At 40.5% G+C, this 17,387-nt stretch carries 18 protein-coding genes; 3 read left to right on the forward strand and 15 right to left on the reverse strand.

Annotation, left to right across the window (positions count from 1 at the left end):
• Positions 1-15 precede the first annotated feature (15 nt).
• Complete coding sequence (gene recG, locus AVFI_RS12945; protein ID WP_054775827.1) at positions 16-2,097, forward strand: ATP-dependent DNA helicase RecG; 2,082 nt, start codon at positions 16-18, stop codon at positions 2,095-2,097.
• An 80-nt stretch (positions 2,098-2,177) separates the two neighbouring features.
• On the opposite strand, the gene nfuA is transcribed toward recG, so the two are convergent.
• From nfuA to gspC, 15 genes are all read right to left on the reverse strand, one after another.
• On the reverse strand, positions 2,178-2,762 hold the full coding sequence (gene nfuA / locus AVFI_RS12950; RefSeq protein ID WP_005421395.1) for a Fe-S biogenesis protein NfuA: 585 nt from the start codon (positions 2,760-2,762) through the stop codon (positions 2,178-2,180).
• A 118-nt stretch (positions 2,763-2,880) separates the two neighbouring features.
• Complete coding sequence (gene cysQ / locus AVFI_RS12955) at positions 2,881-3,699, reverse strand: 3'(2'),5'-bisphosphate nucleotidase CysQ (RefSeq protein ID WP_054775826.1); 819 nt, start codon at positions 3,697-3,699, stop codon at positions 2,881-2,883.
• 5 nt (positions 3,700-3,704) lie between these two features.
• A complete protein-coding gene (gene nudE, locus AVFI_RS12960) occupies positions 3,705-4,256 on the reverse strand; it encodes an ADP compounds hydrolase NudE (protein ID WP_012534379.1) in 552 nt (183 codons plus the stop codon).
• Between the two features lie 10 nt (positions 4,257-4,266).
• Positions 4,267-5,028: a type II secretion system protein N gene (locus AVFI_RS12965; RefSeq protein ID WP_054775825.1), complete on the reverse strand. Its 762-nt coding sequence runs from the start codon at positions 5,026-5,028 to the stop codon at positions 4,267-4,269.
• On the reverse strand, positions 5,025-5,516 hold the full coding sequence (locus AVFI_RS12970) for a type II secretion system protein M (protein WP_011262824.1): 492 nt from the start codon (positions 5,514-5,516) through the stop codon (positions 5,025-5,027). The genes AVFI_RS12965 and AVFI_RS12970 overlap by 4 nt, the downstream gene beginning before the upstream one ends.
• Positions 5,516-6,769, reverse strand: a complete 1,254-nt coding sequence (gspL, locus tag AVFI_RS12975; protein ID WP_081300328.1) for a type II secretion system protein GspL — start codon at positions 6,767-6,769, stop codon at positions 5,516-5,518. Before gspL ends, AVFI_RS12970 begins: the two co-directional genes overlap by 1 nt.
• Positions 6,738-7,772, reverse strand: coding sequence for a type II secretion system minor pseudopilin GspK (gspK, locus tag AVFI_RS12980; RefSeq protein WP_188863839.1), 1,035 nt, complete (start codon positions 7,770-7,772; stop codon positions 6,738-6,740). The genes gspL and gspK overlap by 32 nt, the downstream gene beginning before the upstream one ends.
• Complete coding sequence (gspJ, locus tag AVFI_RS12985) at positions 7,772-8,446, reverse strand: type II secretion system minor pseudopilin GspJ (RefSeq protein ID WP_155662863.1); 675 nt, start codon at positions 8,444-8,446, stop codon at positions 7,772-7,774. The genes gspK and gspJ overlap by 1 nt, the downstream gene beginning before the upstream one ends.
• Entirely contained in the window at positions 8,433-8,810 is a 378-nt protein-coding gene (gene gspI, locus AVFI_RS12990; protein WP_054775824.1) for a type II secretion system minor pseudopilin GspI, read from the reverse strand. Before gspI ends, gspJ begins: the two co-directional genes overlap by 14 nt.
• Positions 8,800-9,396: a type II secretion system minor pseudopilin GspH gene (gspH, locus tag AVFI_RS12995; protein ID WP_063650031.1), complete on the reverse strand. Its 597-nt coding sequence runs from the start codon at positions 9,394-9,396 to the stop codon at positions 8,800-8,802. The genes gspI and gspH overlap by 11 nt, the downstream gene beginning before the upstream one ends.
• Before the next feature lie 22 nt (positions 9,397-9,418).
• On the reverse strand, positions 9,419-9,871 hold the full coding sequence (gene gspG / locus AVFI_RS13000) for a type II secretion system major pseudopilin GspG (protein ID WP_011262830.1): 453 nt from the start codon (positions 9,869-9,871) through the stop codon (positions 9,419-9,421).
• A 62-nt stretch (positions 9,872-9,933) separates the two neighbouring features.
• On the reverse strand, positions 9,934-11,148 hold the full coding sequence (gene gspF / locus AVFI_RS13005; protein ID WP_065639789.1) for a type II secretion system inner membrane protein GspF: 1,215 nt from the start codon (positions 11,146-11,148) through the stop codon (positions 9,934-9,936).
• Positions 11,149-12,648: a type II secretion system ATPase GspE gene (gene gspE / locus AVFI_RS13010; RefSeq protein ID WP_188863871.1), complete on the reverse strand. Its 1,500-nt coding sequence runs from the start codon at positions 12,646-12,648 to the stop codon at positions 11,149-11,151.
• Positions 12,648-14,684 carry a type II secretion system secretin GspD gene (gene gspD, locus AVFI_RS13015; protein WP_188863872.1) on the reverse strand — a complete coding sequence of 679 codons (2,037 nt, stop codon included), beginning with the start codon at positions 14,682-14,684 and terminating at the stop codon, positions 12,648-12,650. Before gspD ends, gspE begins: the two co-directional genes overlap by 1 nt.
• 32 nt (positions 14,685-14,716) lie before the next feature.
• A complete protein-coding gene (gene gspC / locus AVFI_RS13020) occupies positions 14,717-15,625 on the reverse strand; it encodes a type II secretion system protein GspC (RefSeq protein WP_188863873.1) in 909 nt (302 codons plus the stop codon).
• 279 nt (positions 15,626-15,904) lie between these two features.
• On the opposite strand from gspC, the gene hslR reads away from it, so the two are divergent.
• On the forward strand, positions 15,905-16,306 hold the full coding sequence (hslR, locus tag AVFI_RS13025; protein ID WP_069581975.1) for a ribosome-associated heat shock protein Hsp15: 402 nt from the start codon (positions 15,905-15,907) through the stop codon (positions 16,304-16,306).
• 92 nt (positions 16,307-16,398) lie between these two features.
• Entirely contained in the window at positions 16,399-17,274 is an 876-nt protein-coding gene (gene hslO, locus AVFI_RS13030; RefSeq protein WP_005421430.1) for an Hsp33 family molecular chaperone HslO, read from the forward strand.
• Positions 17,275-17,387 lie beyond the last annotated feature (113 nt).

The following is a 17,387-nucleotide window of genomic DNA, read 5'->3' on the forward strand; positions in this document are numbered from 1 at the left end:
ACTAGGGAACCACTTATGACCAATACCATGCTTTCTGCCATTCCATTAACCTCTCTTGCTGGTGTGGGAGCAAAAGTCGCAGAAAAGCTCGAAAAAATAGGATTGGTCTCCATTCAAGATTTACTTTTCCACCTCCCATTACGCTATGAAGATCGAACACGTGTATATCCAATGGCACGTGTTCACTCTGGTTTGTTTGCCGCAGTGCAAGGCAAAGTCATGTCTTGCGATATGCAATTTGGCAAAAGAAAAATGTTACTGGTAAAAATCAGTGATGGAAACGGCACTATTACCCTACGCTTTTTTAATTTTAATGCGGGCATGAAAAACAGCTTTAGCGAAGGCAAACTCGTTCATGCTTATGGCGAAATTAAACGTGGAGGCAGTGGTTTAGAAATTGTTCATCCTGAATATCAATTTCATGTGCCATCCCAGCCACTTGAAATTGAAGCAAGCTTAACGCCTGTCTACCCAACAACGGACGGATTACGTCAAAATACATTACGTAGCCTAACTGACCAAGCCTTAGAGTTATTAGATAAAGCTGCGGTTACTGAGCTTTTACCACAAGGTTTATACAATAACCAAATTACCCTTAATCAAGCGCTTCATATTATTCATCGTCCAGATCCATCGATAAATCTTGATGCATTTGATGAAGGCAAACACCCTGCTCAACAACGCCTCATTATGGAAGAGTTGTTGGCTCAAAATTTATCTATGTTGTCTGTTCGCAGTAAAGGACAACAAGAAGATGCATTACCCTTAGCAACACTGACTAATTTAAAGCAACAGCTCTTAGCGCAACTTCCTTTTACACCCACGAACGCACAACAACGTGTGGTTACCGAAATCGAGCAAGATTTAGCAAAACCTCACCCAATGATGCGCTTAGTACAAGGTGATGTAGGTTCAGGTAAAACCTTAGTTGCAGCATTAGCAGCGGTACAGGCTATTGAACATGGCTATCAAGTCGCTTTAATGGCTCCGACGGAATTACTCGCAGAACAACACGCCGCTAACTTTGCACATTGGTTTGAATCGATGGGAATTACTGTTGGTTGGCTTGCAGGTAAACTAACAGGTAAAGCGAAAGAAAAAGAATTAGAACGCATAGCCAGTGGCGAGGCGAAAATGATAGTGGGTACTCACGCACTGTTTCAACAAAATGTAGAGTTCCATCATCTTGCTCTGGTTATTATTGATGAACAACATCGTTTTGGTGTTGATCAACGCTTAGAACTGCGTGAAAAAGGCCAAAAAAATGGAGCCTATCCACATCAATTAATCATGACAGCGACACCGATACCTAGAACGCTAGCCATGACGGCTTATGCTGACTTAGAAACCTCTGTTATTGATGAGCTTCCTCCGGGTAGAACACCGATTCAAACGATAGCGGTTCCTGATACACGTCGTGATGAGATAGTAAACAAAGTTCGTAGTGCGTGTATGAACGATGGTAGACAAGCCTACTGGGTTTGTACTCTTATTGATGATTCCGAAGTATTAGAAGCCCAAGCCGCTTCAGACACCGCAGAAGCGTTACGCCTACAACTACCCGAACTAAACATTGGTTTAGTGCACGGCAGAATGAAACCAAAAGAAAAACAGCAAATAATGCAGGAATTTAAAGAAGGGAACCTGCATTTGTTAGTGGCTACTACGGTTATCGAAGTGGGGGTAGATGTGCCTAACTCAAGTTTAATGATCATTGAGAACCCTGAGCGCTTAGGGTTAGCACAACTGCACCAATTACGTGGGCGTGTGGGTCGAGGTTCTGTTGCAAGTCACTGTGTACTCTTATATCACTCGCCATTATCAAAGACCGCACAAAAACGCTTAAGTGTTTTACGAGAGAGTAATGATGGCTTTGTGATTGCCCAACGTGATTTAGAAATTCGAGGGCCAGGTGAATTGCTTGGAACCAAGCAAACGGGGTTGGCTGACTTTAAAATTGCTGATTTAGTTCGAGACCAACACTTAATACCAGAAGTACAGCGCATTGCTCGTCACCTACATGATAACTACCCACAAAATGCGAAAGCCATTATTTTACGTTGGTTAGGGGAACGAGACATTTACTCGAATGCGTAAATAATTCCCTTCTCATAAATAGCAGATACAAAAAAGGTGAGTAACTACTCACCTTTTCTTTATTGCGATTAAACTTACAATTAGTAGTAAGAGTGCTCACCACGATCATGCTCAGTTAAATCTTTAACTGCTGTTAATTCGCCTTCGAATTGAACCAATAGTTCTTTTTCGATGCCTTCTTTTAGTGTCACATCAACCATTGAACAACCATTACAACCACCACCGAACTGAACGATAGCAACACCTTCATCGTTAATTTCCATCAGGCTAACATGGCCACCGTGACCAGCTAATTGTGGGTTAACTTGAGTTTGAATTGCGTATTCAACACGTTCAAATAATGGTGCATCATCGGCTACTTTACGCATTTTCGCATTAGGTGCTTTAAGAGTAAGCTGAGAACCCATCTTGTCAGTAACATAATCAATGTCAGCATCTTCAAGGAATGGTAGGCTTAACTCATCAACGTATGCTGATAATTTTTCAAACTTCAGCTCAGTATCATTCGCTTCTACTGCTTCTGGTGGACAGTAAGATACGCCACACTCTGCGTTTTGAGTACCCGGATTAACCACGAATACACGGATGTTTGTCCCTTCTGGCTGCTGTGCTAGAAGTTTTGCAAAATGCTCTTGGGCACTTTCAGTAATATTGATTGAAGACACAAGTAATACCTGACTAATTTAGTATGATTAAGGATTGTACTCTGAAAAGAAATAATTTTCGAGTATCGTAGTCAAATTATAGCAATCTTAATAATCAATTTATCAAGATTTGGTCTAATTATTTACATGTAAGAATTTTATTCCACGGTAAATTTTCGTCACCGAGAACAATAAAATTCGGATTTTCTAATGACTCTCGTTCATTATAAGACAGTGGTTCAAGCTCTGTAGATAAGATGCGACCTCCCGCCTCTTGAACAATACACTGCGTTGCTGCGGTATCCCATTCACCAGTTGGACCTAATCGTAAATAACAATCCACTGCACCTTCTGCGACCAAACAGGCTTTAAGCGCAGCTGACCCCAATGGAACCAAATTGTAATTCCAATCAGAGCTCATACAACGTGTTATGTTATTGATATCTTGACGTCGACTGATCGCTATCGCAATTGGCTGTTTTTCATCTTCATGCTTTAACGTGCTAATACGAACACTTTCATCCATATCAGGAATTTTCCACGCCCCTTTCCCTTCATAAGCGTAGTATGTAACACCTGAAACAGGACCATACACAACCCCCATTACCGGACGATTATTTTCAACTAAAGCAATAATCGTAGCAAAATCACCACTGCGCGCGATGAACTCTTGCGTACCATCAAGAGGGTCAACGAGCCAATAACGTTCCCATTGAGCTCGTTGCTCTAAAGATATCCCTGCATCTTCTTCAGAAAGGATAGGAATATCTGGTGTTAATTGAGAAAGTTTTTCGATAATTAATTTATGAGCGGCAAGATCGGCACTGGTCACTGGAGTTTCATCTGATTTAATGAACTCTTCGAAATCTCCTTTCTCGTATATATCGAGAATAAGTTGACCCGATGCACGTGCAATATTGATCACCTCAGGGATAAGGTGAGAAAGTGTAGAATCCATCAATATTACTCCTTAGCTAAAAATTGTTGAGCAAGTAATAGTGCGGTAATGCATCTTGCCTCTGAAAAATCAAGATGATGTAATAACTCAGATGCTTGAGCTAAAGGCCAGCGAACCACATCTAAAGGTTCAGGCTCATCACCTTCTAATCGCTCTGGATATAAATCTTGAGCCAGAATTAATGTCATTTTGCTTGAGAAATAAGAAGGGGCTAATACAATTTCTTTCAATGGTGTGAGTACTTTTGCACCAAAACCAATCTCTTCTTTTAGTTCTCGATTTGCCGCTTCTAACGGGGTCTCTCCTGGATCAATCAATCCTTTTGGAAAACCAAGCTCGTAACTTTCGGTTCCAACAGCATATTCACGAACCAAAAGTAAATCACCTTGCTCTGTTACAGGCACCATCATGACAGCATGACGACCGCTTGGTTTCATTCGTTCATAGGTACGTTCTACACCATTAGAAAAGCGCAAATCAACCGATTCAATACAGAATAGGTTGGATTTGGCTTCAACGCGTGTATCCAAAATCGTTGGCAACTGTTTTTTAGCCATCGTTTTTCCTTTATAGACGTCCTGAGTATGTCACTCTATATTGCCCTTTTGCATCCGGCTTGCCTACCCATTTTAACTGACTTCTTAAACTTGAAGGAAAATTCGCTTCAGGTTTAAACCAACCACTTACTTGATAAGAACGATTTGGATTAAGGGTAACATCAAATTGACTCGCGACATCTTTTGATGATTGTTTACTCACGACACTAATTTTGCTGTCATTACAAGTGACATCAGCAATCACTGTTTCAGGGTCAATATTACCTAATGGTGAAACTACCTTGCCACTAGACCACACCACTTCACCGATTGCTTGTTTACACCAAGGCTGACCTTGTTGATAAGATTTCACACTGATCTCTGCTTGGCCTTGTAATGAGATAGGAACCGCCATCGGCAAATGTTTCATTGCATTTGCTATCGGGAAAGAAAGTACTAAATTCTCAGCATAAGCCCCCATAGATACGCTATAACCAACCGTGCCTTTTCCACGTAAATCTAATTCACTACCACGACCAAAACGCACATCAAATACAGCATGACCTTTAAGAATGGCAAGTGGATCAATTACCCATTGAACTTGGCCATAGTTCATTCGTTGAAAGGATAATGAATCAACTTGTCCTTTCCATGGTGTTCCTGAAAGTCCGGTTAACTCTAATCCTCTTACTTTAGGGGCTTGCTCTACAACCCACTGAATTGGGATATGTAATAACGCACTAAAAGTAAAAAAAGTAGAAAATACGGTCGCGATTAATAACTTAAACTTCATGATGCCTCTCGAGTTAATTGAAGACGGTTCACTTCAACCACGCCTTCCACATCAGTTTTATTTAAATCTAAAAATTGTACATTTATTCCTTGAGAATCGCGTAAAAATGCCAACCAATTAACCAAAGAATTAAAAGGTAAAGGTTTTACCCACACTTGCATTTGTTCGCCACGAGGTTGCATACGAATCAACTCAATTTTAAATTGACGAGTACTGCTTGGTATCACCTGATTCATTGGACGAATTGCAGATTGTGAGCTAGAAGATGCCCCGCCTCTTAATGTAATGATCGTATCAGCTTTTTTCTGCACCCACGCTAATAAGTTACGTTCATTATTAATTCGATTTTGAGCAAGTTCTGCACGGTCATTTAATGGTTTTATTCCCCCCCAGTAAATAACCGCGATCAACAGTGCCACACCACCGCCAGCAACCAATATACGTTCACGTGGAGAGATACTTTGCCACCATGCCATAAATGCTTTCATTATTGTCTCCTAATGATAATGGCACCAAAGACTTGGCCGTCATTCTTATTCAATTGACCTTGCTCTACTTCAAATTTAGTTCCTAGTTCTGAAGTCAACTTCTCAAAATATGGGAAATCAGAAGCACTGGCTTGAAGTCGAATTTCATTACGCTTGCCATCAAATTTTAGGCTTTGTAATTTAACTTGAGGAACCTTTGATAAATAAGGTGATATCTCTGCCATCCAAGCTAACAAATCATGTCCGCCAGCACCACCTTGTAAACGAGCTTCTTCATTTTTCATTTGAGATTTTAAATAGCTCGCCGTTGGTATTTTTCGCTTATTAGGGAAAATATCTCGAAAAATACGCTCGCTTTCTGCATGCAAAGCCAAACTGTGTTGTTCTAATTTTTGTACTTCAGAAACGTGTTGAGCAACAAAAGCAACCATCACAAGACCAAGAGACAGAATCACTTTTTGCCATACTCGCCAATGCTTTCTCCATGAAGATTGCGGACGATATGGACCATTTAGCACGTTTACTTTTGAAGACAACAATCCTTCAGCTAATAATTGCATCACAAGTTCAGGGGATTCAAGGCTGACCTTAGTCCCTGCGACTTCCATCTCACATTCAGAATAGCTATGAAGAATAAAAGGCATTGGTGATGATTCAGCATCTTCATCGCTTTCTGAATCTTCATATTTGGTTTCAGCACGCTCAACGATACCCGTCAATAACATGGATACCCACTCAGATTCAGCTACTGCACCTTGGTATTCATGATGACGAATAAGCCATTGTTGACCCAATTGAACCATACTCGCACCATCATCATGAAATGGTAAAGCCAATACGTCAGGCATGAATCGTTTGGTTTGGATCCCTGCATCGCTCAGTTGCTCTAACCACATGGCCATTTTGTTATGTTCAACAATAGCTACTTGAGCGGACTTGCTGTCTTTTTTCAAAATAACCATATGAAGATCATCAACATCTTGTGCTAAATCATCTTCAATAATAAACGGTAGCATCGATGAAAACTGACGAGTTGCCCCTTCAGGTATTGCAACCTCACGCAATAACACATCACTGCTTGGTAAAAGCACAGACACCATGCGTTGTTCACTGTATGACGACAACGAAGGTAATTCTTCAGACGAACTTAACTCACCTGAAGCAATCACTTCTTTATTTTCTGGAGACCAGACTATCCATTGAATGGGATCTGATGGTTGACTATTCAACCGTATTATCAGATGTTCGCTCACTCATTCCTCCATATTGGCGACGGATAACGTTCACCACTTTCTTATCACTGCTATGCAATAAAGAACGCACACGTACGCGCGAATCTTCTACTAATACTTGAGCATCTAACTCAAAAAACTGACTATCTACGGATAAATAATCTTTTGCTTGTTTACGAACTTTTTCTTCAACTCGGCTAATTGGTCCTTCAGCAAGAAAATCATCAACCGAATCCCACCCATCAAATGGACGATCTTCTAATACACTTCTTGCGTCACTTTCACTTAAATTTGGAGAAAATAGCGCAACCAATATCTTGGCATTTTCTGGTGCTAAGGTATTTACATTTAAGTACCAATTACCACTTGGTATCGCACAAACTAGTGGAGATATTTTTTCAACGACTTCAGCCGTAACGCCATTAACGGCACGTAACTCACTGGCATCGCCCATCCAACCATTTGGCGCTAAATACGCTGGTTTAAACGATTGATAAGTACTGTCTTCAACGCCTACCATTGAGCGTACAACATCATCAGGATCTAGATATTCCCATGTGGAGTCAGCAATCACTTCAGCAAGATAATTATCCACCTCAACTGATTCTAATAAGTTCATCCATACACTCACCAAAAAAGGACGTTTGGATGAATCATTACTGGCTTCAATACTGCTTAGTGCATTTAAGTTAAAGCAAGCTTGTTTGTCTTTTACACCACCATAAGCTTCACCATAATCAAGTGGATAAGTGGTTTCCTCGGTTGCCCACGCTTGGCTTAAATTAATTTTATTTCCATCTTTGTAGGCTTCTTCTATTCCGGTTTTTGCTAAGGCTTCAACACCAATAGAGTACCAATACGCTTGCTGATGATTTAACTGATTCTGAGCTCGATGAAATTGAAGAAATAATCGTTCTGACATTTGGGCTGCAATGGTGGTCATAATGGCTAAAAGCAGCAGTACCACGATCAATGCAACGCCTTTATTATTTTTAAAATGGGAAATCACGCCTACCTTTCTCATTAGCCACGATCCTCTTTTGAATCATCACTATTTTGATTCACGTTATTATCCAGCTTAAATCCCGGAGTAAGGTAAACACGCTCAACGTCACCATAATCTTTAAACGTGAGTATCATTTTAATGGCATTGGGTAATTGATTTTTCATTTCCCATTTTTTTAGCCACTTTTTACCGTCATAAAATTCAAATTTTAGCTCTTCGATACCGTCAATAAGCGGAGTAATTACCGCTTCCTGACCAACAGGCGTATCTGGGTATCGCCACCATAATCGCTCTAATTTATTCTCAATAACTCGATAGCCAACTTTAGTAATTTCACCACGAGGAAAAGCTTGCTGTGGATTTTTCCAACCAAGGCGTACAAACAAAATGGCTTGGAATTCAGAATCAAGGAAATACTCTCCCGATTTCAATAAAGCTTCCGACGCTTTTTCACCGCCAGTTCGAAATGGGCGAGCGACAATTTGTCGAAAATCGTTATCAAGAAAAACCAAACTGCGTTGCAGTTGTTTAATGCGCTCACTTTTTTCTAATGATTGTTCATTACTGCGTTGCACTTGATTCACCACTTGATACGCGGCAAAACTCAAGGTCGCAAATACAGCAATAGCCACCATCACTTCAATCAGTGTGAATCCTTTTGAAAAAGGATGAGAAGAATTACGGCGCAACATAGGTTCGTACCGTTATTAAAGGGGATTCTTGATCTTTTGTGGTCGACACAGAGACATCCACAGACTTTAAAATATCAGACGTTGTTTTTACTGGAGCAATTGTCCAATACCATGTTTGTCCTGCCAGCTCTGTCTCTCCCTTCTTCTTCGTTGTCGGTGGTTTATCTAACATCATTAATGCCATTTGGTTATCCACCACAATGCTTGCAAAGGTTTTTTCTTCTAAATAACTTAATGTATTTATATGCTGAGTCACCGAGCGCAGCACACTTAGGGCTGCGGTAGCAAAAATAGCAAGCGCAACTAATACTTCAAGTAATGTCATGCCTTTATAAGAGGTTCGCTGATATTTCTTATTCCTCATCACGTTCCTCTCCCGGAGCAAATAACTTAATCACCCCTGACTCTTCAACGCGAATAAGCCATGACTTATCATCAAGGTTTCCACGAGCACCTTGCGGAGATAAGCGAAACGAAAAAGGAGTCACTTCACCACTTGAAAGCACCATGACTTGAGGAGGTGTTGGCTTTTTATCTTTTTCGACATCCGCAAACATCTCTTCATCAAATAAAGAGCCCGGCTCAAATAGTCGCTCATCATCTGCCCAAGCTGAACCACCAAGCGTCATATCAAACTCTAGCGACTCTTCCATTTTCACTTCTGTAAAAAAGCGGCTTTTCTCAATTGGCTGCCAGCCATCTACCATTAATTGCATAAAGCGATATTCTTGTCGCTCTTGATTAAAGTAAATGCCGTAATCCATCCCATTGAGCAAAGCATCCTCATTAAGGAGTTGAACAAGTTGATAAAAACGTGAGGCTTCTTCTTCCAGCTGGTCATCCTGATTATCAGGAAGGCTCATGATAACGGCCATCGCACTGAGCGATAGCAGCACCAATACCAACATTATTTCGATCAGGGTAAACCCAACCTCACGTTTTATTTTCATCATTGTTCTTATTTATGAAGACTTATTGAAAGTCTTGCATGTTCCAGTTACCAATATCCGCATTCGCACCTTCACCACCTTCTTGGCCATCAGCACCTAATGTGAAGATATCGATAGTACCGTTATCACCAGGGCTTAGGTATTGGTACTCATTACCCCATGGGTCATTTGGTAAACGACGAATGTAACCGTCTGCACGGTAATTACGAGGCTCTGGAGTTGCTGTTGGTTTTGAAACTAGAGCTTCTAAACCTTGGTCTGTCGTTGGATATACGCTGTTATCTAGCTTGTACATATCCAATGAGTTTTCTAGTGCAACAATATCTGTGATCGCTTTTTGCTGATCGGCTTTCTCTTTGTTACCAAGTAGATTTGGAACCACTAAGCTCGCTAACACACCAAGAATTACAATCACGACCATTACTTCTAACAGTGTAAAGCCGCCTTGTTTACGTTGAGCTGAATTGACTTGCATGGAATAACTCCTAACGTTAAAAATTCATATAAGATAAAAGAAAAGGTAGATAGCAGTGAATGCTACCCAACCAAATTGTTTAATTCGATTATTGGCATCAATGTCGCAACAACAATGAAGAGAACAATACCAGCCATAAAGACAATCAATAACGGTTCAAAAATCCCTAGAGCCATATTAACTAAGGATTCAAAATCTCGGTCTTGATTATCCGCAGAACGCGTTAGCATTTGCTCTAACTCGCCACTTTGTTCACCACTGGCAATCATGTGTAACATCATTGGGGGAAACAGTTTTGTTTTTTCAAGAGAGACTCGTAAACTTGCACCCTCTCGAACATTATCTGCCGCTTCTAATACTTGTTGCTTAAAGTAGGTATTACTCATTACATCAGCAGCGACTTTCATACCATCAAGCAAAGGAATTGCACTTGATGTACAAATAGATAATGTGCGAGCAAAACGAGAGGTATTTAACCCTCGAACTACCTTACCAATAACAGGGAGCTGTAAGATTTTTTTATCCCATGCTAAGCGTAAATGCGGTTTTGTAAGTAACCACTTCACACCAGCAATAAAAACAATTACAACCACAACAACCAACAATCCCCAATGAACAACAAAGTTACTGGCTGCCAATAAGACTTCAGTAACCGTTGGAAGTCCTTGTCCCATTTGCACAAATTGATCAACAATTTTGGGAACTACCGTTGCTAACAAGAATGAAATTACAGCAATAGCAATCAGAGTGAGCATGATAGGATAAATCATCGCTTGCTGTAATTTACTGCGCATCTTCTGGCGGTTTTCAGCGTAATCCGCTAAGCGATTTAATACCGTATCTAAATGACCAGATTTTTCACCCGCAGCTACCATTGAACAAAACAGATCATCAAATACATGAGGATAATCCGCAAAACTCTCAGCAAGAGGATAACCTTCAATAACCCGCGAACGCACCCCCATCATCATGCTACGGATATGCGCTTTTTCACCCTGCTCTGCTACCGCTTTTAAACTCTCTTCAAGTGGCATCCCGGCTTGAACTAAGGTGGCCAATTGACGAGTGATCAATGATAAATCGTTAACACTGATCCCACGTTTAAAACTCAATCCTTGCGATGCACTTTTTTGCTGCTTAGATTTAGTTTCAATGACTTCTACAGGGATCAGACCTTGCTCTTTTAATCGCTGGCGAACTTGGCGGGCGTTATCTCCCTCCATGACGCCTTTTTTCTGTTTCCCTTTTTCTAACGCTTTATATTCAAACGCCGCCATCTATCCTTCCCGAGTGACTCGCATCACCTCTTCTAATGTGGTTATTCCTTTTTGTACTTTTAATAAGCCGTCTTGTTGAATACTGCGAGTCGACTTTCTTACTTCTTTTTCTATCGCTTGTTCACCCACTTCTTTGTGGATCAACTCTTGTACTTTTTCATTCACAACTAAAAGTTCATGAATACCCGTACGACCACGATAGCCTTTACCATTACAGTGCTCACAACCAATTGGTTTATATAGCGTTAACTCGTCACTTGCTGAAAGAGAGAACAATTTCTTCTGCTCCTCATCAGCTTGATACGCTTCTTTACATTCACCACACAGAGTTCTAACCAGACGTTGTGCAAGCACCCCAAGTAGTGAAGATGAAATTAGGAAAGGTTCAATGCCCATATCTCGAAGACGAGTAATCGCACCTACCGCAGTATTGGTGTGCAGTGTAGACATTACCAAGTGACCGGTTAATGAAGCTTGAACGGCAATTTCTGCGGTTTCTAAATCACGGATCTCACCGATCATCACCACATCAGGATCTTGACGAAGAATGGCACGTAAACCACGGGCAAACGTCATGTCTACTTTTGGATTTACTTGTGTTTGGCCAATGCCATCAATATCAAATTCGATAGGGTCTTCAACGGTTAAAATATTGGATTGAGAGCTGTCTAGTTCACCTAACCCTGCATACAAGGTCGTTGATTTACCAGAACCGGTTGGGCCAGTAACCAAAATAATGCCATGTGGACGCTTGATAATATGCTGAAAGTTTTTATGGTTTTCAGCCGACATGCCTAAACTGTTTAAATCCAGTCGAGTTGCGTTCTTATCCAACAAACGCATTACCACGCGCTCACCATGTGATGACGGCATGGTTGATACACGCACATCAACAGCGCGACCACCAATGCGCAATGAAATACGACCATCTTGTGGGACTCGTTTTTCAGCGATGTCCAATTTCGACATCACTTTTACACGAGACACCAATAATGGCGCTAACTTACGGCTTGGGCTTAATACATCACGCAACACGCCATCGACACGGAAACGAATCGACAATACTTTCTCAAACGTTTCAATATGAATATCCGATGCCCCCTCTTTAATCGCTTCACCTAGCATGGCATTGATTAATTTAATGATCGGCGCATCATCTTCTGATTCTAATAAATCATCATTATTTGGTAACTCTTCAGCTAATGAAAAGAAATCGTCACTGTCTGCACCGATATCTTCCATTAACTGTTGAGCTTCTGATGAGTTACGTTGATATACCTGAGTTAACTTAGTATCGAACTCATCTTTGGTTAACTGAATTAATGAAAAACTAGATTGGCAAACACGGCGGATCTCACACAGCACCATAGATGAAGGGGGCGATACATAGTACAGCACCCATCCATGAACACTTGATTCAATGACTACCGAATGCCTTTTTGCAAATGAAAAAAGCAAACGAAGTACAGCGTTAGATTCAGGAAATAATGTATCCGCCATTATTTTTCCTTTTTCTCGTTATCATCAAATTGCTCAGAAAATGCTTGGATCTCTGCTGGATGATTTAATTCTTTACCAAATTTAGGTAATACTGGAATATTCGCATCATCCATCAGTTTTAGGCCTTTTTCTGCGTTATATAACTGCTCTGCTCGAATGTAGTTATATTTACGCTGAGTGATACCATCCGCTGTCATTCCATTACGAATAATGGTTGGCTTAATGAATACCATTAGGTTTTTCTTCTCAACCTGAGTACTGGTTGATTTGAATAGATACCCCAACACAGGGATGTCACCTAGGAACGGAACTTTTGATTCGCTTTCCATTGCTCGCTCATCGATCAAACCACCTAATACCAGCATTTGACCATCTTGTACCATTACCGAAGTATTAAGTTGACGTTTTGCAAAACGCACATCCACAGCACCGTTGGCACCTAACACGTTAGATACTTCTTGTTCGATATCTAAACGAACAGAATCACCTTCGTTAATTTGTGGTACCACTTTTAGTTTTATACCCACTTCTTTACGATCAACGGTTTGGAATGGGTTTTCATTGTTTGAACCCGATGTTGAACCTGTTAATACCGGTACTTCTTCACCCACAATGAATGACGCTTCGCCATTATCCATCACAGTGATGCTTGGAGATGAAAGAATGTTTGAATTAGAGTCGGTAGATACTGCTGTAACTAACGCCGCCCAGTCGCCCATCATAATGCTTACTGCTGCACCTTGAACACCACCAAGAGCACCAGCTAGTGCATCATAGCTACCTTCTTCTGTAATATCTTTATAACCAGTTTGATTACCTGCTGAGTCATAAATTTTTTCAGTCGTTGTAGAACCTTTCGCTTCTTCCAAACCAACCATGGTGGCGCCAATTGACGCCCCTGTATTGCTGTATTGGATCATCGCACCAGTTTCTAGATTGCCCCACTGAACGCCTAAATTAACGCCATCACCTTCTGCTAATTCAACGATTAAAGCCTCAATCAATACTTGAGCACGACGGATATCCAACTGAGCAATCACATCTTTCATTGCTCGCATTACATCAGGCGGTGCAGTGATTACTAGTGAGTTCGTATCAACGTGTGCAGAAATCATCACATCATTGCGATTTTGTGAACTGCTTTTTTGCTTAGAGCCCCCACTTGCCGATAAGTTATCTGACACACCTTTTAATACATCAACCAAATCTTCGGCTTTAGCGTAACGTAAATAGATGACCTGATTATTACCTTTGGTCGCCATCTCAACATCAAGCTGCTTGATTAGTTTCTTCAGACGATTACGCACTTTTGGATCACCCGAAATTAAAATCGAGTTAGTACGCTCATCCGCAACCAATTTAGGTTGTAAGAATGCAGGGGTATTTTTGGCATCTGTGGTTTTATTTAGAGCATCAACAATGCGCACCATTTCTGCTGCTGATGCATTATCTAACTCCACCACTTCGACTTCTTTATCACCAGCACGGTCAACACGTTCGATAATCTCAGCTAAACGGTTAACTACCGCCGCACGACCTGTGATCATAATAATATTGGCAGGGTCGTAGTGAACCACGTTACCTGCACCCGCATTATCATTAAGTTGACGAAGCAAAGGAGAAAGCTCACGAACAGACACATTACGTACAGCGATAACTCTCGTAATCACCGCATCGCCTTTCACTTGATCTTTTGCACCAAGAACAGGAACCGCCGATGTTTTCGCGTCTTTGTCTTTAATGACTTTTAAAATACCAGAGTCCATCTCAACCACAGCGTATCCATATACTTCAAGTACGCTAAGGAAGAATTGGTAATATTGCTCTTCATTTAATAAATCATAACTACGAACGTCGACTTTCCCACGCACAGATGGATCAACAATGATGGTCTTTTCTAAGTTACGACCAACAATATTGATAAACTCTTGAATGTCTGTCCCTTTAAAACTGGCACTAAAGTCATTTGCAATTGCTGATGTCCACATCATGCTGCTTGCAAGTAATAAGGCTCCCTTGCCCATCCACTTTTTCACAATACACCCTTATTCATTCTCATCTTCTCAAGCTACAAGCCAACAAAGATGTCATATAATTGTCCATTACGCAGGACAGTTAAGTTTAATTCCGTCATTTCTGACATATTTTTCCACAATGAGCTCATTGCAGCAGGATCGGTTAAATCAACCCCATTTAAACTGGTTGCGATATCACCCGGTTTTAAACCAACCGAATCAAATAGCTTACGGTCTTTACCTGGATTAACTCGATATCCTTTAATTTTTCCATTTTCGTTCACCTGAGAAAGGCGAATGTATTTCAAAACAGATTGTGGATTTTGCGCCATTTCTTTACGGATTTTATCCAACTCATCTTGATTCGAATTTTGACGATTATTTCCTAATACGGTTCCAGAACTGCCCGTTATATTTCTTTCAGTAGAAATTTTGGTGTATTCAACACCTTCAAGCATCAGCGTTTCATCTCGACCATTGTTAGAGATAATGATGCGATCTGCACTTATCGCTTTAACACTTGCACGAGTACCATCAATGGTTTCATTGATCCCATACGTATTTTGCTTACCACGATTAGCTATCACAGCAAGACTTAGTGATGGTTCAGAACTAGCAACCACACCTGATAACGTTAAATTTAAACGCGTTTTAGGTGCATCTTTCACTTCAACCGCTTTTGGTTGATCAACTTTGTTCTCTGCATTAAAACGACCAAACACTTGGCTATTAAGCAGTTCAGAAAGCGAATCTTTACCTTGTTTTCCTTGAGATACAGCAACCGCCACTGTTTTAGGCGTCCACTTAGATACAGACGTTTGTGGGGCTAGCATAGACCAAAAAAGAGAGCCACAAATCCACGCAAACCAAGCAACGAGAATTACCGTCAAACTCTTTGCTATTGTTGATTGATATATCGACCAATATTGAGAAATCTTCTCTATTTTCATATTAGTTATCATTTGGATCCTACGTTTCCTTTCCCATCGTCATAAAATGATTAAATGTCTGATTTTATATTTATTATAAGAGAACAGCACAGCTTTGCCGTTATTGACGGTATTTTCTTAAATTACTCGCAGACATATCACGAAATTACATAAATAAAGCACCGTATTAGAGCATTATTTCTCATTAATGACTCTAATTAGATACGATTTTTGATTAATTCCCCTCAAAAGATTGAAAAAAAGATTCCAGCCACCATTTAAGAAGCAGAGATATGACATTAGGTAGACATCATGAGTTCAAAATCAAACACTGCAGAGGGTGTAAGACTCGATAAATGGCTCTGGGCAGCTCGTTTTTATAAAACACGCTCAATTGCTCGCAACATGGTTGATGGCGGTAAAGTTCAATATAATGGACAGCGCTCAAAACCAAGTAAGATTGTGGAAGTAGGCGCTGAAATAAAGCTGCGCCAAGGAAACAATGAAGAGATCACGGTGATCATCGAGATCGTTTCCGATCAACGCCGCGGAGCACCTATTGCACAAACTCTTTACAAAGAAACACAAAACAGTATTAAGCACCGTGAAGAAAATGCGCAATTACGCAAACTCAATTCACTTGGTAGCCCACGACCAGATAAACGTCCGGATAAAAAACAACGACGCGATATCATGAAGTTTAAGCACCAATAAATACGCTTTTCTGTCTCATACCTTATTTATACTGGTTGTCTCCGCTATACTATGAGTAACGACAACCCTTAATACAATTGCTGGAGTATTTCATGGCAAATAACACATTGCATCGTTACCTATTTGAAGATTTATCTGTTCGTGGTGAATTAGTTCAACTAGATGATGCTTACCAACAAATCATTTCTAGCAAGGAATACCCAAAACCAGTTCAAAATCTATTGGGTGAGCTATTAGTTGCAACCACACTATTAACTGCAACATTGAAATTTGAAGGTTCTATTACCCTTCAACTTCAAGGTGACGGTCCAGTTTCTCTTGCAGTAATTAACGGCGATAACAACCAAAAAGTACGCGGTGTTGCTCGTTTTGAAGGTGATATTGCTGAAGATGCAACGTTGCACCAACTAATGGGTCGCGGCTACCTAGTTATCACTATCACACCAAAAGATGGTGAGCGTTACCAAGGTGTTGTTGCTCTTGAAGGTGAAAATCTAGCACAATGTTTTGAAGGTTACTTCGAGCGTTCTGAGCAACTAAAAACTCGTCTATGGTTACGTCTAGGTGAATATGAAGGCAAACCTCACGCAGCTGGTATGTTACTGCAAGTAATGCCTGATGGTACTGGTTCTGAAAATGACTTCGAACATTTAGAACAACTAACAGACACCATTAAAAATGAAGAGCTGTTTGGTTTACCTGCTGAAGACGTACTTTACCGTCTATATAACCAAGATAAAGTTCAACTGTTTGAACCTCAAGACGTTGAGTTCTTCTGTGGTTGTTCACGTGAACGTAGCGGCGGTGCAATCGTAACGATTGATCGCGCTGAAGTTGATGACATCATTAAAACAGAAGGGAAAATTTCTCTTCACTGTGACTATTGTGGCACAAGCTACGATTTCGACAGTATTGATGTTGCAAACCTATTTGAACAAGCAACAAGCGGCAACGATACAGTACATTAATTTACTGCATAGAATAAGTTGCAAAACTGTTACAAAAGCCAGCCGTTAGGTTGGCTTTTTTTATAACTAAATTTGATATAAACCACACTTTTAATTCCACTTATCCACACTTA

Origin of the sequence: Aliivibrio fischeri ATCC 7744 = JCM 18803 = DSM 507, assembly GCF_023983475.1 — a bacterium.
GTDB lineage: Bacteria > Pseudomonadota > Gammaproteobacteria > Enterobacterales > Vibrionaceae > Aliivibrio > Aliivibrio fischeri.